The sequence below is a fragment of the Streptomyces sp. Y7 genome (assembly GCF_043195415.1).
Lineage (GTDB): Bacteria > Actinomycetota > Actinomycetes > Streptomycetales > Streptomycetaceae > Streptomyces.
In genome coordinates this window covers 145,184-162,055 of record NZ_JBIDDQ010000010.1, presented here as the reverse complement: position 1 = coordinate 162,055, position 16,872 = coordinate 145,184, and the positions used below count along the sequence as shown (strand labels likewise).

The 16,872-nt window shown below is 70.3% G+C and carries 17 protein-coding genes; 8 read left to right on the top strand and 9 right to left on the bottom strand.

The genetic code is table 11. The features are described from left to right. Complete coding sequence (locus ACGFW6_RS25230) at positions 1 to 1,707, bottom strand: sodium:solute symporter family protein (protein ID WP_393513991.1); 1,707 nt, start codon at positions 1,705 to 1,707, stop codon at positions 1 to 3. A gap of 191 nt (positions 1,708 to 1,898) precedes the next feature. On the opposite strand from ACGFW6_RS25230, the gene galT reads away from it, so the two are divergent. The 3 genes from galT to galK all read left to right on the top strand — a co-directional run bounded on the left by galT (position 1,899) and on the right by galK (position 5,192). Then, the gene (gene galT, locus ACGFW6_RS25225) at positions 1,899 to 2,960 is read left to right on the top strand and encodes a galactose-1-phosphate uridylyltransferase (protein WP_393513988.1); all 1,062 of its coding nucleotides are present in this window, start codon (positions 1,899 to 1,901) and stop codon (positions 2,958 to 2,960) included. After that, positions 2,957 to 3,919 carry a UDP-glucose 4-epimerase GalE gene (gene galE, locus ACGFW6_RS25220; protein ID WP_393513985.1) on the top strand — a complete coding sequence of 321 codons (963 nt, stop codon included), beginning with the start codon at positions 2,957 to 2,959 and terminating at the stop codon, positions 3,917 to 3,919. The genes galT and galE overlap by 4 nt, the downstream gene beginning before the upstream one ends. A gap of 109 nt (positions 3,920 to 4,028) precedes the next feature. Then, positions 4,029 to 5,192, top strand: coding sequence for a galactokinase (galK, locus tag ACGFW6_RS25215; protein WP_393513983.1), 1,164 nt, complete (start codon positions 4,029 to 4,031; stop codon positions 5,190 to 5,192). A 142-nt stretch (positions 5,193 to 5,334) separates the two neighbouring features. On the opposite strand, the gene ACGFW6_RS25210 is transcribed toward galK, so the two are convergent. Together ACGFW6_RS25210 and ACGFW6_RS25205 are read right to left on the bottom strand one after the other, a co-directional pair. After that, complete coding sequence (locus tag ACGFW6_RS25210) at positions 5,335 to 6,237, bottom strand: sulfotransferase family protein (protein WP_393513980.1); 903 nt, start codon at positions 6,235 to 6,237, stop codon at positions 5,335 to 5,337. Positions 6,238 to 6,278: 41 nt separating this feature from the next. Further along, positions 6,279 to 6,740, bottom strand: a complete 462-nt coding sequence (locus tag ACGFW6_RS25205) for a GNAT family N-acetyltransferase (RefSeq protein ID WP_393514205.1) — start codon at positions 6,738 to 6,740, stop codon at positions 6,279 to 6,281. Between the two features lie 270 nt (positions 6,741 to 7,010). On the opposite strand from ACGFW6_RS25205, the gene ACGFW6_RS25200 reads away from it, so the two are divergent. Beyond that, the gene (locus ACGFW6_RS25200; RefSeq protein WP_150502036.1) at positions 7,011 to 7,784 is read left to right on the top strand and encodes a response regulator transcription factor; all 774 of its coding nucleotides are present in this window, start codon (positions 7,011 to 7,013) and stop codon (positions 7,782 to 7,784) included. 206 nt (positions 7,785 to 7,990) lie between these two features. Here ACGFW6_RS25200 and tamR read toward each other — a convergent pair whose 3' ends face one another. Beyond that, positions 7,991 to 8,488 carry a MarR family transcriptional regulator TamR gene (gene tamR, locus ACGFW6_RS25195; protein ID WP_059196100.1) on the bottom strand — a complete coding sequence of 166 codons (498 nt, stop codon included), beginning with the start codon at positions 8,486 to 8,488 and terminating at the stop codon, positions 7,991 to 7,993. A gap of 95 nt (positions 8,489 to 8,583) precedes the next feature. On the opposite strand from tamR, the gene ACGFW6_RS25190 reads away from it, so the two are divergent. The 3 genes from ACGFW6_RS25190 to ACGFW6_RS25180 all read left to right on the top strand — a co-directional run bounded on the left by ACGFW6_RS25190 (position 8,584) and on the right by ACGFW6_RS25180 (position 9,998). Continuing rightward, complete coding sequence (locus ACGFW6_RS25190; protein ID WP_393513977.1) at positions 8,584 to 9,393, top strand: trans-aconitate 2-methyltransferase; 810 nt, start codon at positions 8,584 to 8,586, stop codon at positions 9,391 to 9,393. Continuing rightward, positions 9,393 to 9,761, top strand: a complete 369-nt coding sequence (locus ACGFW6_RS25185; RefSeq protein WP_393513974.1) for a VOC family protein — start codon at positions 9,393 to 9,395, stop codon at positions 9,759 to 9,761. Before ACGFW6_RS25190 ends, ACGFW6_RS25185 begins: the two co-directional genes overlap by 1 nt. A gap of 63 nt (positions 9,762 to 9,824) precedes the next feature. Continuing rightward, complete coding sequence (locus tag ACGFW6_RS25180) at positions 9,825 to 9,998, top strand: CsbD family protein (protein WP_271664250.1); 174 nt, start codon at positions 9,825 to 9,827, stop codon at positions 9,996 to 9,998. A gap of 49 nt (positions 9,999 to 10,047) precedes the next feature. Here the strand turns inward: ACGFW6_RS25180 and ACGFW6_RS25175 are convergent, their stop codons facing one another. Together ACGFW6_RS25175 and ACGFW6_RS25170 are read right to left on the bottom strand one after the other, a co-directional pair. Next, positions 10,048 to 10,725 (bottom strand): TetR family transcriptional regulator, encoded by a 678-nt coding sequence (locus ACGFW6_RS25175; RefSeq protein ID WP_393513971.1) that lies wholly within the window; start codon positions 10,723 to 10,725, stop codon positions 10,048 to 10,050. Then, entirely contained in the window at positions 10,722 to 11,732 is a 1,011-nt protein-coding gene (locus tag ACGFW6_RS25170) for an acyl-CoA desaturase (protein WP_393513968.1), read from the bottom strand. Before ACGFW6_RS25170 ends, ACGFW6_RS25175 begins: the two co-directional genes overlap by 4 nt. Positions 11,733 to 12,039: 307 nt before the next feature. Here ACGFW6_RS25170 and ppc point away from each other — a divergent pair, with 307 nt between their 5' ends. Then, complete coding sequence (ppc, locus tag ACGFW6_RS25165) at positions 12,040 to 14,772, top strand: phosphoenolpyruvate carboxylase (protein WP_393513965.1); 2,733 nt, start codon at positions 12,040 to 12,042, stop codon at positions 14,770 to 14,772. A gap of 69 nt (positions 14,773 to 14,841) precedes the next feature. Here ppc and ACGFW6_RS25160 read toward each other — a convergent pair whose 3' ends face one another. The 3 genes from ACGFW6_RS25160 to pth form a co-directional block, all read right to left on the bottom strand. Next, positions 14,842 to 15,513: an LPXTG cell wall anchor domain-containing protein gene (locus ACGFW6_RS25160; RefSeq protein ID WP_393513962.1), complete on the bottom strand. Its 672-nt coding sequence runs from the start codon at positions 15,511 to 15,513 to the stop codon at positions 14,842 to 14,844. Positions 15,514 to 15,659: 146 nt separating this feature from the next. Next, entirely contained in the window at positions 15,660 to 16,148 is a 489-nt protein-coding gene (locus tag ACGFW6_RS25155; protein ID WP_393513959.1) for a hypothetical protein, read from the bottom strand. A gap of 65 nt (positions 16,149 to 16,213) precedes the next feature. Then, positions 16,214 to 16,816 (bottom strand): aminoacyl-tRNA hydrolase, encoded by a 603-nt coding sequence (gene pth, locus ACGFW6_RS25150; RefSeq protein WP_393513956.1) that lies wholly within the window; start codon positions 16,814 to 16,816, stop codon positions 16,214 to 16,216. Between the last annotated feature and the right edge of the window lie 56 nt (positions 16,817 to 16,872).

The window sequence follows — 16,872 nt, the reverse complement described above, 5'->3', positions numbered from 1 at the left end:
TCAGAACGAGAACGAGAACGGGATGTAGCAGGCGGCCGCCAGCACCACCGCGCCCCAGCCCAGCAACGCCGGCTTGCGGTACCACGCGTCGTCGCCCTCGGCCGGCGGCTCGGCCATCCCCGGGGAGCGGGTGCCGTAGACCAGGCCCTGGAGTTCCTCCGTCGGCTTGGGAGCGGTGAACAGGGAGACGGCGATCATGACGACCGCGCCGGCCACGAATCCCGCGATCGCGGAGACGAAGTTGGCGCCCTGGTCGGTGGGGATGGAGATGATGTCCAGTTTGTAGAAGACGAAGTAGTTCACCATCGCCGCCGTCGTGCCGGCGAGCAGACCCCAGAAGCCCGACTTCATCGACGCCCGCTTCCAGAACATGCCGACGATGAAGACCACGAACATCGGCACGTTGAAGAAGGAGAACAGCGTCTGGAGGTAGCTCATGATGTTCGAGAACGACGAGGCCAGGAACGCCGTGCCGATCGAGGCCATGACACCGACGGCCGTGATCAGCCGTCCGAAGCGGACATAGTAGGAGTCCTCGCGGTCCTTGACCACGTACTTCGCCCAGATGTCCGTGGTGAACACCGTGTTGAAGGACGACACGTTCGCCGCCATGCCGGCCATGAACGCGGCCAGCAGACCGGTCACCGCGATGCCCAGCACGCCGTTGGGCAGCAGCCCCTCCATCAGATAGGGGATGGCGTCGTTGTACTGGTAGCCCGACTCCTCCGTGCCGAAGCCGGGGACCAGGGCCGCGGCCGCCAGGCCCGGGATCATCACCAGGAACACGATGAAGATCTTCGGGAACGCCGCGATCAGCGGCGTGCGCTGGGCGGCCGAGAGGTTCTTCGCGGACAGCGCCCGCTGGACCTCGGCGAAGTTCGTCGTCCAGTAGCCGAAGGAGAGCACGAAGCCGAGGCCGAGGACGATGGTCAGCCAGTTCGCGCCCAGCGGGTTCGCCTCGCCGATGCCGGTGCCGCCCCACGCGGTGACGAAGTCGTCGCCGTGGGTCTGGGTCAGCTTGTCGCTCAGGCCGTCCCAGCCGCCGACCTTCTTCAGCGCCAGCACGGTGATCGGGATCAGCGCGGCCAGGATCACGAAGAACTGCAGGACCTCGTTGTAGATCGCGGAGGACAGCCCGCCGAGGGTGATGTACGCGAGCACGAAGAAGCCGGCGACCACGATGGCCACCCACTGCGGCCAGCCCAGCAGGGCCTCGACCACGATCGCCAGGGCGTACAGGTTGACGCCGGCGATCAGGATCGCCGCGAAGGCGAACAGGATCGAACTGAGCAGGTGTGCCCATTTGTCGAAGCGCAGGAGCAGGAACTCGGGGACCGAGCGGACCTTGCTGCCGTAGTAGAAGGGCATCATCACCAGGCCGAGGAACACCATGGCCGGGATGGCGCCGATCCAGTACCAGTGGACGGTGTAGGCGCCGTACTGGGCACTGTTGGCGGCCATGCCGAGGATCTCGGTGGCGGCCAGGTTGGCGGAGATGAAGGCCAGGCCGGTGACCCAGGCAGGCAGGGAGCGCCCGGAGAGGAAGAAGTCGAGGGTGGTCTTCACCGAGCGGCGGGCCGCGAAGCCGATGCCCAGCACCACCACGAAGTAGATGCCGAGCAGCGTGTAGTCGAGCCAGTTCGTCGGGAGCCGCAACTCGGCCGCGAGGTAGGTGGGGGTGGTGGGGGAAATTGTGGGGGTTTGCATGCGTACTCGCTTCGTCTCGCGAATCGATACAGAGCGGAACCTACGCCCCTGCGTTCAGTAATTGAACACGTCCGGTGATGCTCTTTGTTTGATTGTGATGTTGACGCGGGTGGTGAGTTGTGTTTCGCTGTGTTTAGTTCTGTTTGATGGAGACTCGGAAGAACCCTGAGCGGCTCGAAATGGAGTCCGGCGTGAAGAAGACCTCGACCCGACTGGCCGACGGTCGTGAGCTCATCTACTACGACCTGCGCGACGACACCGTGCGGGACGCGGTCGACCGCCGCCCTCTGGAGCGGACCGTCACGTCGTCCGAGATCCGTCACGACGTGCTGCTGGGCGACGCGGTCGCCATCGCCTCGCACCGGCAGGGGCGGACGTACCACCCGCCGGCCGACCAGTGCCCGCTGTGCCCCTCCGAGGGCGACCGGCTGAGCGAGATCCCCGACTCGTCGTACGACGCCGTGGTCTTCGAGAACCGTTTCCCCTCGCTCGCCGGCGACTCGGGGCGCTGCGAGGTCGTCTGCTTCACCTCCGACCACAACGCGTCCTTCGCCGACCTCTCCGAGGAGCAGGCGCGGCTGGTCCTGGACGCGTGGACGGACCGGACATCGGAGCTGTCCTCCCTCCCCTCCGTCCAGCAGGTGTTCTGCTTCGAGAACCGCGGCGCCGAGATCGGTGTCACCCTGGGGCACCCGCACGGGCAGATCTACGCCTACCCCTTCACCACGCCGCGCACCGCCCTGATGCTGCGCTCTCTCGCCGCGCACAAGGACGCCACCGGCGGGGAAAACCTGTTCGACGCCGTCCTGGAGCGTGAACTCGCCGACGAGCGGGTCGTCCTGGAGGGTGAACACTGGGCGGCCTTCGTGCCGTACGCCGCCCACTGGCCGTACGAGGTCCACCTGTACCCCAAGCGCCGTGTGCCCGATCTGCTCGCCCTCGGTGAGGACGCCCGCTCAGAGTTCCCCAAGGTTTATCTGGAACTCTTGAGGCGCTTCGACCGGATCTTCGGTGAGGGTGAGTCCTCGACGCCGTACATCGCCGCCTGGCATCAGGCGCCGTTCGGCACGCTGGAGGACTTCGAGGGCGTCGTGCGGGACGATTTCGCGCTTCACCTCGAGCTTTTCACCATCCGCCGCACTTCCGGCAAGCTGAAGTTCCTCGCGGGTTCCGAGTCCGGCATGAACGTGTTCATCAACGACGTGCCGCCGGAGCGCGCGGCCGAGCGACTGCGAGAGGTAGCGAGTAGATGAGTGGGAAGTTTCTGGTCACCGGCGGAGCCGGCTACGTCGGCAGCGTGGTCGCGCAGCACCTGATCGAGGCGGGTGACGAGGTCGTCGTGCTCGACAACCTCACCACCGGCTTCCGCGAGGGTGTGCCGTCCGGGGCGTCCTTCATCGAGGGCGACATCCGTGACGCCGCCAAGTGGCTGGACTCCTCCTTCGACGCGGTGCTGCACTTCGCCGCGTTCTCGCAGGTCGGCGAGTCGGTCGTGAAGCCCGAGAAGTACTGGGACAACAACGTCGGCGGCACCATGGCGCTGCTCGGTGCCATGCGTGAGGCGGGCGTGCGCAAGCTCGTCTTCTCCTCCACGGCGGCCACCTACGGCGAGCCGGCCGAGGTACCGATCGTCGAGTCCGCCCCGACGCAGCCCACCAACCCCTACGGCGCCTCCAAGCTCGCCGTCGACCACATGATCACCGGAGAGGCGGCGGCCCACGGCCTCGGTGCCGTGTCGCTGAGGTACTTCAACGTCGCCGGCGCCTACGGCGAGTACGGCGAGCGCCACGACCCCGAGTCGCACCTGATCCCGCTCGTCCTCCAGGTCGCCCAGGGCCGGCGTGAGGCGATCTCCGTCTTCGGCGACGACTACCCGACGCCGGACGGCACCTGCGTGCGCGACTACATCCACGTCGCCGACCTGGCCGACGCCCACCTGCTGGCGCTGAAGGCGGCCAAGCCGGGCGAGCACCTCATCTGCAACCTCGGCAACGGCAACGGCTTCTCCGTCCGCCAGGTCATCGAGACCGTCCGCCAGGTCACCGGACACCCGATCCCCGAGGTCACGGCCCCGCGCAGGGGCGGCGACCCGGCGGTCCTGGTCGCCTCCGCCGACGCCGCCCGCGAGCGGCTCGGCTGGAACCCGTCCCGCGCGGACCTCGCGGGCATCGTCGCGGACGCGTGGGAGTTCGCGCAGCGACGCGCAGGTTAAGTTCTACGGCCGGTGCCGCCGGCCGCAGGTTCTCAGGCGTGCGGCCGGTCAACTCACCGGCCGCTTCGGCCGGTTCGGCCGGTTCAGCAGGGAAGGTCAGGGTCAGGGGATGAACGTCGACACGGCAGCCGCGGTCGCCGAGCGGTTCGAGGAGCTGTACGGGGCCGGGCCGGAGGGGGTGTGGGCCGCGCCGGGCCGGGTCAACCTGATCGGCGAGCACACCGACTACAACGACGGCTTCGTCATGCCGTTCGCGCTGCCGCACACCGCGGTCGCGGCGGTCTCACGGCGCGCCGACGGCGTGCTGCGGCTGCACTCGGAGGACGTCGAGGGCGGCGTCGTCGAAGTGCGCGTCGACGACCTCGAACCCGAGTCGGACCGTGACTGGACGGCGTACCCGTCGGGCGTGGTGTGGGCGCTGCGCCAGGCCGGCCACGCCGTGACCGGCGCCGACATCCACCTGGCCTCCACGGTCCCGGCCGGCGCCGGCCTGTCCTCGTCGGCGGCCCTGGAGGTCGTCGTGGCGCTCGCCCTGAACGACCTGTACGACCTGGGTCAGAAGGGCTGGCAGCTGGCCCGGCTGTGCCAGCGGGCGGAGAACGTGTACGTCGGCGCCCCGGTCGGGATCATGGACCAGACGGCGTCCGCGTGCTGCGAGGCGGGGCACGCCCTGTTCCTCGACACCCGCGACCTGTCCCAGAAGCAGATCCCCTTCGACCTGGCCGCCGAGGGCATGCGGCTGCTGGTCGTCGACACCCGGGTCAAGCACTCGCACAGCGAGGGCGAGTACGGCAAGCGCCGCGCCGGCTGCGAGAAGGGCGCCGCGCTGCTGGGCGTGGACGCGCTGCGCGACATCGCCTACGACGACCTGGCCGCGGCCCTCGACCGGCTCGGGGACGAGGAGGAGGTGCGCCGGCTGGTGTGCCACGTCGTCACCGAGGACCAGCGGGTCGAGCGGGTCGTGGCGCTGCTGGAGTCGGGTGAGACACGGGCGATCGGCCCGGTGCTGACCGAGGGACACGCCTCCCTGCGGGACGACTTCCGCATCTCCTGCCCGGAGCTGGACCTGGTCGTGGACACGGCCCTGGCCAGTGGCGCCCTGGGCGCGCGGATGACGGGCGGCGGCTTCGGCGGCTCGGCGATCGTGCTGGCCGAGGCGGCGGACGTGGAGACCGTCACCAAGGCGGTCGAAGCGGCCTTCGCCGGCGCCGGGTTCACGGCGCCGAGGGTGTTCGAGGCGGTACCGGCGGCGGGGGCGCGGCGCGTGCGCTGACGCTCCGCTGGGTGGGCCGCGTCACGTTGTCGGTCGTGTGCGGCGCCGTGGGGGCTGGTCGCGCAGTTCCCCGCGCCCCTGAGGGCGGCGCCACGCGCCTGCCCGCCCCCGGGGGAGGGGGCGGCGCTGCGGGCCGGCTCGCTCAGAGGTACCCCCACTCGCGGCACATCGGCCGCAGCGCCTCCGGGATGTCGTCCGGCGGCGGTGCCGGGCGGTCCGGCTGGACGCGGCCCGAGCGGATCTTGTCGTTCCAGTCGCCGAAGCCGCCGCCCAGCACGGCGCCCTCCAGGCTGCCGCCGTAGTCGAGCATGCCGGGCTCGTACTCCAGCTCCAGGAAGCGGCAGATGCCGCCGAGCGCTGCGGCGGGGTCGGCGGTGAGGTCCTCGTAGCGCAGGATGTGCCCGCCGACCTCGGCGTACGCCTCCTCCATGGCCTCCATGTACTTCAGTACGCGGGTGGCCGCGTCGCCGGCGGTGCGGTCCGGGACGGCCTCGTGCCAGGACCGGGCCACCGCGGCCGGATGCCGGCGCAGGAAGACGAAGCGGGCGTCGGGCCAGGCCGCGGCGATGCGCCGCCAGGCGAAGGCGTTGCCCGGGGTCTTCTCCACGACGAACGACTTGCCGGCCTTCACCAGCTCCCGGTGCAGGGTGCGGTCCCACAGCAGCGCTTCGAGCTCCTCGTGCCCGAGCCCGAGCGCGCGCATGGACTTCTCGGTCGGGCTGTGCGCCTTGAAGTACACCTCCAGACCGGTCAGATGCAGCTCGTGCGAGGCGTGCAGCCGGGAGTGCGCGCCCAGCATCATGCGCAGCAGCGTCGATCCGGACCGCACCGACGTCAGGATGAACACCGGCCGCTTCAGCAGCCGGTCCACCGCCGGATCCACGGGCCTGCCCGCGGCCTCGGCCGCGGGGCGCTCCGGGCGCGGACCGCGGGGCTTCGGTATGGCGTCGAGGCTGCCCGGCGCCGGCCGGGGGACGGGCACCTTGCGCACCTGGTACCCGGTCGTCGCACCGATCTTCGAGTTCAGCTTCCGCAGCATGCTCATGGGGCGGAGGGTAGGGGAGGTGTCTGAGACGACACTGAGACTCAGCTCTGGTTCAGATGTTTGGTCAGCGTGTACTCCGTGATGCCCGGCGGATAGTCCGGGATCACGCAGACCACCTCGTACCCCTGCTTCCGGTAGAACCCCGGCGCCTGGAAGTCCCAGGTCTCCACGCGTGCCGAGGTGCAGCCCCGTTCGGCACGGGCCACGCTCTCCGCGTGTGCGAGCAACTGCGAACCCAGTCCGGTCCCGCGGGCGCGCTCGTCGACCCAGAGATAGGTGACGTGGAGCCAACTGGTCCAGGTGTGGCCGACGAGACCGCCGGCCAGGGCGCCGGAGTCGTGCAAGGCCCATACCTGGAGCGGAAGTTCACGTTCACCTGGGGTTCCGCGCAGGGCGCGCAGGATCGGGGAGGCCGCGGTGTTGGCGTCCCGCAGCCGGCGGCGGAGCAGATCCAGCCGTGATTTGTCGACTTCTGTCTCCAGACGAAACATGCGGCTCACCATAAACGCGCTGGACAACCAGTTCTGCAAATTACCTTCCGCTCCTGGCCCCCGGCCGTACCCTGATGAACAGCACCGGTGGGGGCCGGTGCTGATCAGGGGGCGAGACAGGTCGGGTTCGACGCCCGAAGTGGGGGGTAGCAGTTCCTGCACGGCGGCGGCCGTGCGCCATCCCCGCTTCGGGCGTCGTGCCCGCGACGGTGTTCGTCTCCCGGTGTCGTCTTCGACGATGGGGTATCCCCTGCTCTTCGAGAGCGTGGGGAAGGGGGTTTCGTGGTTCGCATCCGAGTGCTGGTCGTCGACGACCACCGCATCTTCGCCGAGTCGCTCGCCGCCGCCCTGGCCGCCGAGCCCGACGTCGACGTCTCCGCCGCGGGCAGCGGTCCGGCCGCGCTGCGCAGTCTGGAGCGCGCCGCCGCCGAGGGGCGCCGGTTCGATGTCCTGCTCGTCGACGCCGATCTGGGCGGCAACGTGCCAGGTGTCCGGCCCGCCGTGCCCGTTCAGGAGGTGGGCGAGGACGGGCTCGTGGACGGCATCTCGCTGGTCGCCGGGGTCCGCTCCGCGCAGCCGGCGGTTCGGACCGTCGTCCTCGCCGAGAAGGACGATCCGCGCCGGGCCGCGCTCGCGCTGCAGGCCGGTGCGTCCGGCTGGGTGGCCAAGGACTGCTCGCTGTCCCGGCTGCTCACCGTCATCCGCGGGGTGCTGCGCGACGAGACCCATCTGCCGCCCGCCCTGCTCACCGGGGTGCTGCGGGAGCTGACGGCGGCCCGCAAGCACCGCACCGAGAGCGAGCGGCTGGTCGAGTCGCTGACACCGCGGGAGCGCGAGGTGCTGCGTTGCATGGTGGCGGGCCTGGGGCGCAAGGCCGTCGCCGAGCGCCTGTATCTCTCCCCGCACACCGTCCGCACACACATGCAGAACGTCCTCGGCAAGCTGGGCGTCCACTCGACCCTGGCCGCGGTCGCACTCGCCCGCCGTGCGGGGGTGGGCCCGGTGGACCTGGGCGCGACGGGCCGCATCATCCCGGAGGAAAGCAGCAGCGCCTGACGCACGCAGCCGAACTCCACCCCCAGGGCGCGGGGGCCGTGCCGACAGCCTTGACCGGCACCGCTGAGCCGCACCCCCCAAGGGGCGGGGGCCGTGCCGACGGCCCTGACCGGCACCGCTGAGCCGCACCCCCCAGGGGCGCGGGGAACTGCGCGACCAGCCACGACGGAGCCGCGGACGGCGAACGGTAGGTCGCGGCTCTCGGCTCAGCCGGGAATGTTGTCGAACGGCGCGGTCAACTGGCGCAGCAACCCGGCCAGTTCACCCCGCTGCGCCCGCGAGAGCTCCGCCAGGATCGCCCGCTCCTGGTCCAGCAGCCCGGCAAGCGCCTGATCCGCCCGATCGCGCCCCTCGTCCGTGAGCCGGACGAGGACCCCGCGCCGGTCGCTGGGATCGGGCAGCCGCTCCACCAGGCCCTTCTTGGCCAGGCGGTCGATGCGGTTCGTCATCGTGCCCGAGGTGACCAGGGTCTGGGTCAGCAGCTGTCCCGGGGAGAGCTGATACGGCGTCCCCGCGCGCCGGAGCGCGGTCAGTACGTCGAACTCCCAGGGTTCCAGGCTGTGCTCGGAGAAGGCGAGCCGGCGTGCGCGGTCCAGATGCCGGGCCAGTCTGCTGACGCGGCTGAGCACCTCGAGCGGTTCCACGTCGAGGTCAGGGCGCTCCCGGCGCCACGCTGCGACCAGCCGATCGACCTCGTCCTCCATGACGATCAGTGTAGTGGTTGTGTCGACGTGAAGTCTCTTGACGTCAAGATACCTGTCAGGGCAGGCTGGAGAGCGAGCCGAGACAGGAGGCCCTCATGTCCGCTGCCGCCACCCCCACCTGGGACCCCGCCCAGTATCTGCGTCACGCCGGCCACCGCGCCCGCCCCTTCGCCGACCTGCTGGCCCGCGTCCCGGGCCTGCCCACCGAGCGGCCCCGCATCGCGGACCTCGGCTGCGGACCCGGCAACGTCACCGCCCTGCTCGCCGAACGCTGGCCCACCGCGCACATCACCGGCTACGACAACTCCGCCGAGATGCTCGACAAGGCCCACGTCGAGCACGAGGGCCCCACGGCCGGCGGCGGCCGCCTCGACTTCGCCCCGGCCGACGTACGGACCTTCACGCCCGGGCAGCCGCACGACCTGATCATCAGCAACGCCACGCTCCAGTGGGTGCCCGGGCACGCGGACCGGTTCGCGGACTGGGTGGCCGCCCTGCGTCCCGGCGGCACCTTCGCCTTCCAGGTCCCCGGCAACTTCGCCGCACCCAGCCACCGCCTGATGCGCGACCTCGCGCCCCGCCACGGCCTCGACGACGTCCTGCGCCACGACGACGCCGTGCTCGACCCGCGCGACTACCTGGCCCGGCTGGCCGACCTGGGCTGCGCGGCGGACGTGTGGGAGACGACGTACGTCCACCTCCTGACCGGCGAGGACCCGGTGCTGGACTGGGTCAAGGGGACGGGGCTGCGGCCGGTCCTCACCGCGCTCGCCGACGAACCCGAGCGGCGCGACGCCTTCCTGGACGAGTACCGGGCGGCCCTGCGCACGGCCTATCCCACCGGCGCGCACGGCACGCCCTTCCCGTTCCGCCGGATCTTCGCCGTGGCCCGCAGGGAGGCGTGATGATCACCGCCGTCGACCATGTGCAGCTCGCGGCCCCGCCCGGCTCGGAGGAACGGCTGCGGACGTACTACGTGGACGTCCTCGGCATGACCGAGATCCCCAAGCCCTCCGTGCTCGCCGCGCGCGGCGGCTGCTGGTTCCGGGCGGGCGGCGTGCAGCTGCACCTCGGCATCGAGACCGGCTTCAGACCGGCGAGGAAGGCGCACCCCGGGCTGCGGGTCACCGGGATCGAGCGGTACGGCGACCGGCTGAGGGCGCACGGGGTGCCGGTGGAGTGGGACGACAGCCTGCCCGGGCACCGGCGGTTCTACTCCCGGGACCCGGTGGGCAACCGGCTGGAGTTCCTGGAGGCCCAGGCCGCTGTTTGAGCGGCCCCGCACCGGGTCACCCGCTGGGGGACAGCGAAGTCCAACCTTGCGGGAGTGAGCAACGTGGCGAAGGAAGAGAAGACCCGTGCCATGAAGGAGCAGGCCAAGGGCAAGGCCAAGGAAGCCGTGGGCCGCGTCGTCGGCAACGAGCGCATGACCGCCGAGGGCAAGGCCGACCAGATGAAGGGCGACGCGCGCCAGGCGAAGGAGAAGGGCAAGGACACCTTCAAGCACTGAGCGCGCCGACCGGGCGCCGGCCGGGCGACGGCCGGCGCCGGCGGCGGGGTCAGCTCTTGCGGCGCCCTATCAGATGCGGCTTCGCCTCCAGGCCGTCCAGCCCGTGCCAGGCCAGATTCACCAGATGGGCCGCCACCTCCGCCTTCTTGGGGCGGCGCACGTCCAGCCACCACTGGCCGGTCAGGGCGACCATGCCGACCAGGGCCTGCGCGTACAGGGGGGCCAGCTTGGGGTCGAAGCCGCGGCTCTTGAACTCGCGGCCCAGGATGTCCTCCACCTGGGTGGCGATGTCCGAGATCAGCGAGGCGAAGGACCCCGTCGACTGGGGGATGGGCGAGTCACGGACCAGGATGCGGAAACCGTCCGTGTACTCCTCGATGTAGTCCAGGAGGGCGAAGGCGGCCTGCTCGCACAGCTCCCGTGGGTGGCCCGCCGTCAGGCTGCTCGTCACCATGTCGAGCAGCCGCCGCATCTCCCGGTCCACCACGACCGCGTACAGCCCCTCCTTGCCGCCGAAGTGCTCGTACACCACCGGCTTCGAGACTCCCGCCTTCGCGGCGATCTCCTCCACCGACGTGCCCTCGAACCCCTTCGCGGCGAAGAGGGTGCGACCGATCTCCAGCAGCTGCTGGCGGCGCTCCGCACCGGTCATCCGGGTACGGCGCGTCCGCCGAGGCTTCTCGTTGCTGGGGGTACTGCTGGAGTCGGTCGCCACGGCGTCAATCATGCCGTCTTTACGGGTTCCTTCCGGCGCCGGGCGCTGCCTTCCTCGTCGTTCCGGCGCGAATCGATACGTGAGCGTGACGGCCAGCGCACGTCGTAGGCCCAGCCGAACATCTCGCACCAGCGGATGATCCGGGCCGAGGAGTCGATCTGCCCGCGCTCCACACCGTGCCGGGCCGACGTCGGGTCGGCGTGGTGGAGGTTGTGCCAGGACTCGCCGCACGACAGGACCGCCAGCCACCACACGTTGCCCGAGCGGTCACGCGACTTGAACGGCCGCTTGCCCACCGCGTGGCAGATCGAGTTGATCGACCACGTCACGTGGTGCAGCAGCGCCACCCGGACCAGGGAGCCCCAGAAGAAGCCGGTGAAGGCGCCCCACCAGGACATCGTCACCAGACCGCCGATCATCGCCGGCAGGGCCAGCGACAGCACCGTCCACCAGATGAACTGACGCGAGATCGTGCGGATCGCCCGGTCCTTGATCAGATCCGGCGCGTACTTGTCCTGCGGGGTGCGCTCCTCGTCGAACATCCAGCCGATGTGCGCCCACCACAGGCCCTTCATCAGCGCCGGGACGGTCTCGCCGTACCGCCACGGCGAGTGCGGGTCACCCTCCGCGTCGGAGAACTTGTGGTGCTTGCGGTGGTCGGCGACCCACCGCACCAGCGGGCCCTCCACCGCCATCGAGCCGGCGATCGCGAGCGCGATGCGCAGCGGACGCCTCGCCTTGAAGGAACCGTGGGTGAAGTAGCGGTGGTAGCCGATCGTGACGCCGTGGCAGGCGAAGAAGTAGAAGAAGACCAGCAGACCGAGGTCGAGCCAGCTCACGCCCCAGCCCCAGGCCAGCGGCACCGCTGCGCCGAGCGCCAGGAACGGGACGACGATGAAGAGGAGGAGCGCGAACTGCTCGAGCGACCCCTTCTTCTCGCCGCCGAGCGTGGCAGAGGTCGTCGGGGTGTCGTCGTTCGCCTTCGGGGCGTCTTCGATCACATCGGAGCTCGTGGTCATGGGGCGTCCCCTGTGGGGTCGAGGGTTTTGGCAGGTGCCGGGGTTGCCGGAACCATTCCCGGGTTTCGTTACGAGGGTGCCTACGGTTCCGTAACCTACGGCGACGTAAGTATGGCAGTGCGTTGCCCGGCGGCAAGAGCCCGAGAGTCTGCGCGTCCGCATGGACACCTATCCTGGTGTCGGTCGGACAGCGCGGTCCGCTCTGATTTCTTCCCGGAAGTCAGGAGCCGTATGCGGCACCCGCCGCGCGGCACCTGCGACCGGGTTCCCTCCCGGACGAGCTTCAACACTGCAAGGAGCCGCACCTGTGAGCAGTGCCGACGACCAGACCACGACGACCGGCAGTGAGCTGCGAGCCGACATCCGCCGACTGGGTGACCTCCTGGGCGAGACCCTCGTCCGCCAGGAAGGCCCCGAGCTGCTCGATCTCGTCGAGAAGGTCCGCCGTCTCACCCGCGAGGACGGCGAAGCAGCCGCCGAGCTGCTGAGGGGCACCGAGTTGGACACCGCGGCCAAGCTGGTCCGCGCCTTCTCCACCTACTTCCACCTGGCCAACGTCACCGAGCAGGTCCACCGAGGCCGCGAGCTGCGCGCCCGGCGCGCCGCCGAGGGCGGCCTCCTGGCCCGTACGGCCGACCGGCTGAAGGACGCCGACCCCGAGCACCTGCGCCAGACGATCGAGCACCTCAACGTCCGCCCGGTCTTCACCGCGCACCCCACCGAGGCCGCCCGCCGCTCGGTCCTCAACAAGCTCCGGCGCATCGCCGCCCTTCTGGAGGCCCCCGTCCTCGAAGGGGACCGGCGCCGCCACGACACCCGACTGGCCGAGAACATCGACCTCGTTTGGCAGACCGACGAGCTGCGCGTCGTACGCCCCGAGCCCGCCGACGAGGCCCGCAACGCCATCTACTACCTCGACGAACTGCACGCCGGCGCCGTCGGCGACGTCCTGGAGGACCTGACCGCGGAACTGGAGCGCGTCGGCTACAAGCTGCCCGACGCCACCCGCCCGCTCACCTTCGGCACCTGGATCGGCGGCGACCGCGACGGCAACCCCAACGTCACCCCCCAGGTGACCTGGGACGTCCTCATCCTCCAGCACGAGCACGGCATCAACGACGCCCTGGAGATGATCGACGAGCTGCGCGGCTTCCTGTCGAACTCCATCCGCTACACCGGCGCCACCGAGGAACTCCTGGAGTCCCTCAAGGCCGACCTCGACGCCCTGCCCGAGATCAGCCCCCGCTACAAGCGCCTCAACGCCGAGGAGCCCTACCGGCTCAAGGCCACCTGCGTCCGGCAGAAGCTGGAGAACACCAAGACCCGGCTCGCCAGGAACATCCCGCACGAGGCCGGCCGCGACTACCTCGGCACCGGCGAACTGCTGCAGGACCTGAAGCTGATCCAGAGCTCGCTGCGCGAACACCGCGGCGGACTGTTCGCCGACGGCCGCATGAACCGCACCATCCGCACGCTGTCCGCGTTCGGCCTCCAGCTCGCCACCATGGACGTCCGCGAACACGCCGACGCCCACCACCACGCCCTCGGCCAGCTCTTCGACCGCCTCGGCGAGGAGTCCTGGCGCTACGCCGACATGCCCCGCGAGTACCGCGCCAAGCTGCTCGCCAAGGAACTGCGCTCCCGCCGGCCCCTCGCGCCCACCCCGGCGCCGGTCGACGCGGCCGGCGAGAAGACCCTCGGCGTGTTCGAGACGATCAAGCGGGCCCTGAAGGTCTTCGGACCCGAGGTCGTCGAGTCGTACATCATCTCCATGTGCCAGGGCGCCGACGACGTCTTCGCCGCGACCGTCCTCGCCCGCGAGGCCGGCCTGATCGACCTGCACGCCGGCTGGGCCAAGATCGGCATCGTGCCGCTGCTGGAGACCACCGACGAGCTCAAGGCCGCCGACACCATCCTGGAGGACATGCTCTCCGACCCGTCCTACCGGCGCCTCGTCGCGCTGAGGGGCGACGTCCAGGAGGTCATGCTCGGCTACTCCGACTCCTCCAAGTTCGGCGGCATCACCACCTCGCAGTGGGAGATCCACCGCGCCCAGCGCCGCCTGCGCGACGTCGCCCACCGCTACGGCGTCCGGCTGCGCCTCTTCCACGGCCGCGGCGGCACCGTCGGCCGCGGCGGCGGCCCCTCGCACGACGCGATCCTCGCCCAGCCCTGGGGCACCCTCGAAGGCGAGATCAAGGTCACCGAGCAGGGCGAGGTCATCTCCGACAAGTACCTCGTGCCGTCCCTGGCCAGGGAGAACCTGGAGCTGACCGTCGCGGCCACGCTCCAGGCGTCCGCCCTGCACACCGCGCCCCGCCAGTCCGGCGAGGCACTCGCCCGCTGGGACGCGGCCATGGACGTCGTCAGCGACGCCGCCCACGCCGCGTACCGCAAGCTCGTCGAGGACCCGGACCTGCCGACGTACTTCCTCGCGTCGACGCCGGTGGACCAGCTCGCCGACCTGCACCTGGGCTCGCGGCCCTCCCGCCGCCCCGGCTCGGGAGTCTCCCTCGACGGGCTGCGCGCCATCCCGTGGGTGTTCGGCTGGACCCAGTCGCGGCAGATCGTGCCCGGCTGGTTCGGTGTGGGCTCCGGCCTCAAGGCGCTGCGCGAGGCGGGCCTGGACACCGTGCTCGACGAGATGCACGAGCAGTGGCACTTCTTCCGCAACTTCATCTCCAACGTCGAGATGACCCTCGCGAAGACCGACCTGCGCATCGCCCGCCACTACGTCGACACGCTGGTCCCGGACAACCTGAAGCACGTCTTCGACGACATCGTCACCGAGCACGAACTCACCGTCGCCGAGGTCCTGCGCGTCACCGGGGAGAGCGAACTCCTCGCCGCGCAGCCCGTGCTGAAGCAGACGTTCGCCATCCGCGACGCCTACCTGGACCCGATCTCCTACCTCCAGGTCGCCCTGCTCAAGCGCCAGCGCGAGGCGGCGGCGAGCGACGCCGAACCCGACCCGCTGCTCTCCCGCGCCCTGCTCCTGACCGTCAACGGCGTGGCGGCCGGCCTGCGCAACACCGGCTGACCGCACACACGACAGTGCCCCCGCGCTCGTACGAGCACGGGGGCACCGTTCGTTCACCTGTTCCGCGCGTCAGGCCCTGCGACGCCGGAACACCAGGTAGCCGCCGGCGCCCAGCAGCGCGGCCGCGGCCGCCGACAGCAGGCCCACCGGGGCACCGTTGCCGGTCTCGGCGAGGTCGCCCTCGGCGTCGCCCTGCGTGGACGGCGAGGACGACGGGGCCGCCTCGCCGGCGGACGTGGACGGGGTCGCGGCCGGCTCGGTGGTCTCCTCGCCCGGCGTCTCGGACCCGGGCTCGGAGGCGGACGGCGTGGGCGTGCCGCCGCCCGGCTCCTCGTCCTCGCAGTCCGTCCAGAACACCTTGTGCTTCGCGGCACCCTTCTCGCCGTCGAAGTTCCAGAACAGCTTGTAGTGGCCGTCGGGCAGCGTCATGTCGTCCGTGCGGCCGTGACCGTCGCCGTCCAGCGTGATCGCGCCGGACTCGACGGTCTCGCCCTTGACGGCGGCCGTCGGAGCCCAGGCCTCGATATGCCAGGAGACCTGCTGGACGGAGTCAAAACCGAACGCGTCGAGGTAGAACTCGCACACGTGCGGCTCGTTCTTGCGCAGTTCCTCGCCAGTGGTGGCGTCATGGATCTTCACGGTGCCGTTGTCACCAGGAGCGGTCGCGTGCGCGGCCGGAGCGGACAGCAGCGCTGCCGCGGCGACGGCGGACAGGGCACCGACGCGGTTGAGGGTACGCATGGGGCAGTAGTCCATCTTCGAGAAGGAACGGGAAGATGTGGAGGGGGCGGCTCAGCTTCCTGCCGGGAATGACTCCAGGTCAATCACGAACAGGGAACGAACAGAATTGCCACAAGCAACACACCCCTGACGGCCCCTGAGCGCCGTCAAACCACCACAAAAGCCGCCGTCAGCAAGGCTGTTCCCAACCCCGCCAGCACCCATGCCGACCGCGTCCGCCGCAACCCGCCCGCGACCACCACCGACGCCAGCAGCAATGCCCCACCCAGCGGAACCCACGCATAGAGCACGCCCGCCGGCCCCGACCGCACGACCTCGTCACTGCCCGGCTTGATCACGACCGTGTACGTCTGCCCTTTGCGCACGGCCACGTTCTTCTCGACCACGACCGACGCACGCGCCCGAGAACCCTGCGACACCGGCGTGTACGGCCCGCTGCAGGTGTCCGCACCACACCGCGTCACCTCGATCGTGCCGCTCTCCCGGCCCTTCGTGAGCATCACATGCTGAGCCGTGCCCCACGACGCCCAGACCCCCGCGATCAGGATCAGCACCGCGACCGTACCCATCGCCGCGAGCCGCCCGAACCGCAGCGCCGAGACAGCGCCCTGACTGGAGACAACGGCAGAAGGCATGGCCGCGATCCTTGGCCATGCCCCTGCGCCCGGTCAACCTCGGCCCGGCCGGACAGGCGGACAAGTCAGGAGTTGTACGTGCTTTGCGCCCGCTCCAGCCCTTCGATCACCAGACACTCCACCGCATCCGCCGCACGGTCCACGAAGTAGTCCAGCTCCTTGCGCTCCGCCGACCCGAAATCCTTCAGCACGAAGTCCGCGACCTGCATCCGACCCGGAGGCCGGCCGATCCCGAACCGCACCCGGTGATAGTCCGCACCCATCACCTTCGTCATCGACTTCAGCCCGTTGTGCCCGTTGTCCCCGCCACCGAGCTTCAACCGCAGCGTGCCGTAGTCGATGTCCAACTCGTCATGCACGGCGACGATGTTGCCCACGGGCACCTTGTAGAAATCCCGCAACGCGTTCAACGGCCCGCCGGACAGGTTCATGTACGACATCGGCTTCACCAGGATCACCCGCCGGTTCAGCGGCCCCGGCGGTCCGATCCGCCCCTCGACGACCTGCGCCTGCGCCTTCCCGGCCCGCTTGAACTTCCCCCCGATCCGCTCGGCCAGCAGATCCGCCACCATGAACCCCACGTTGTGCCGGTTCATCGCGTACTCGGGTCCCGGATTACCGAGGCCGGCAACCAGCCACGGCGCACTCGGATCGGTCGTCACGTCCATGTCTCCATTGATACGCGCCAGCCGCTGCCCCCCACGGGAACAGCGGCTGACGAAGC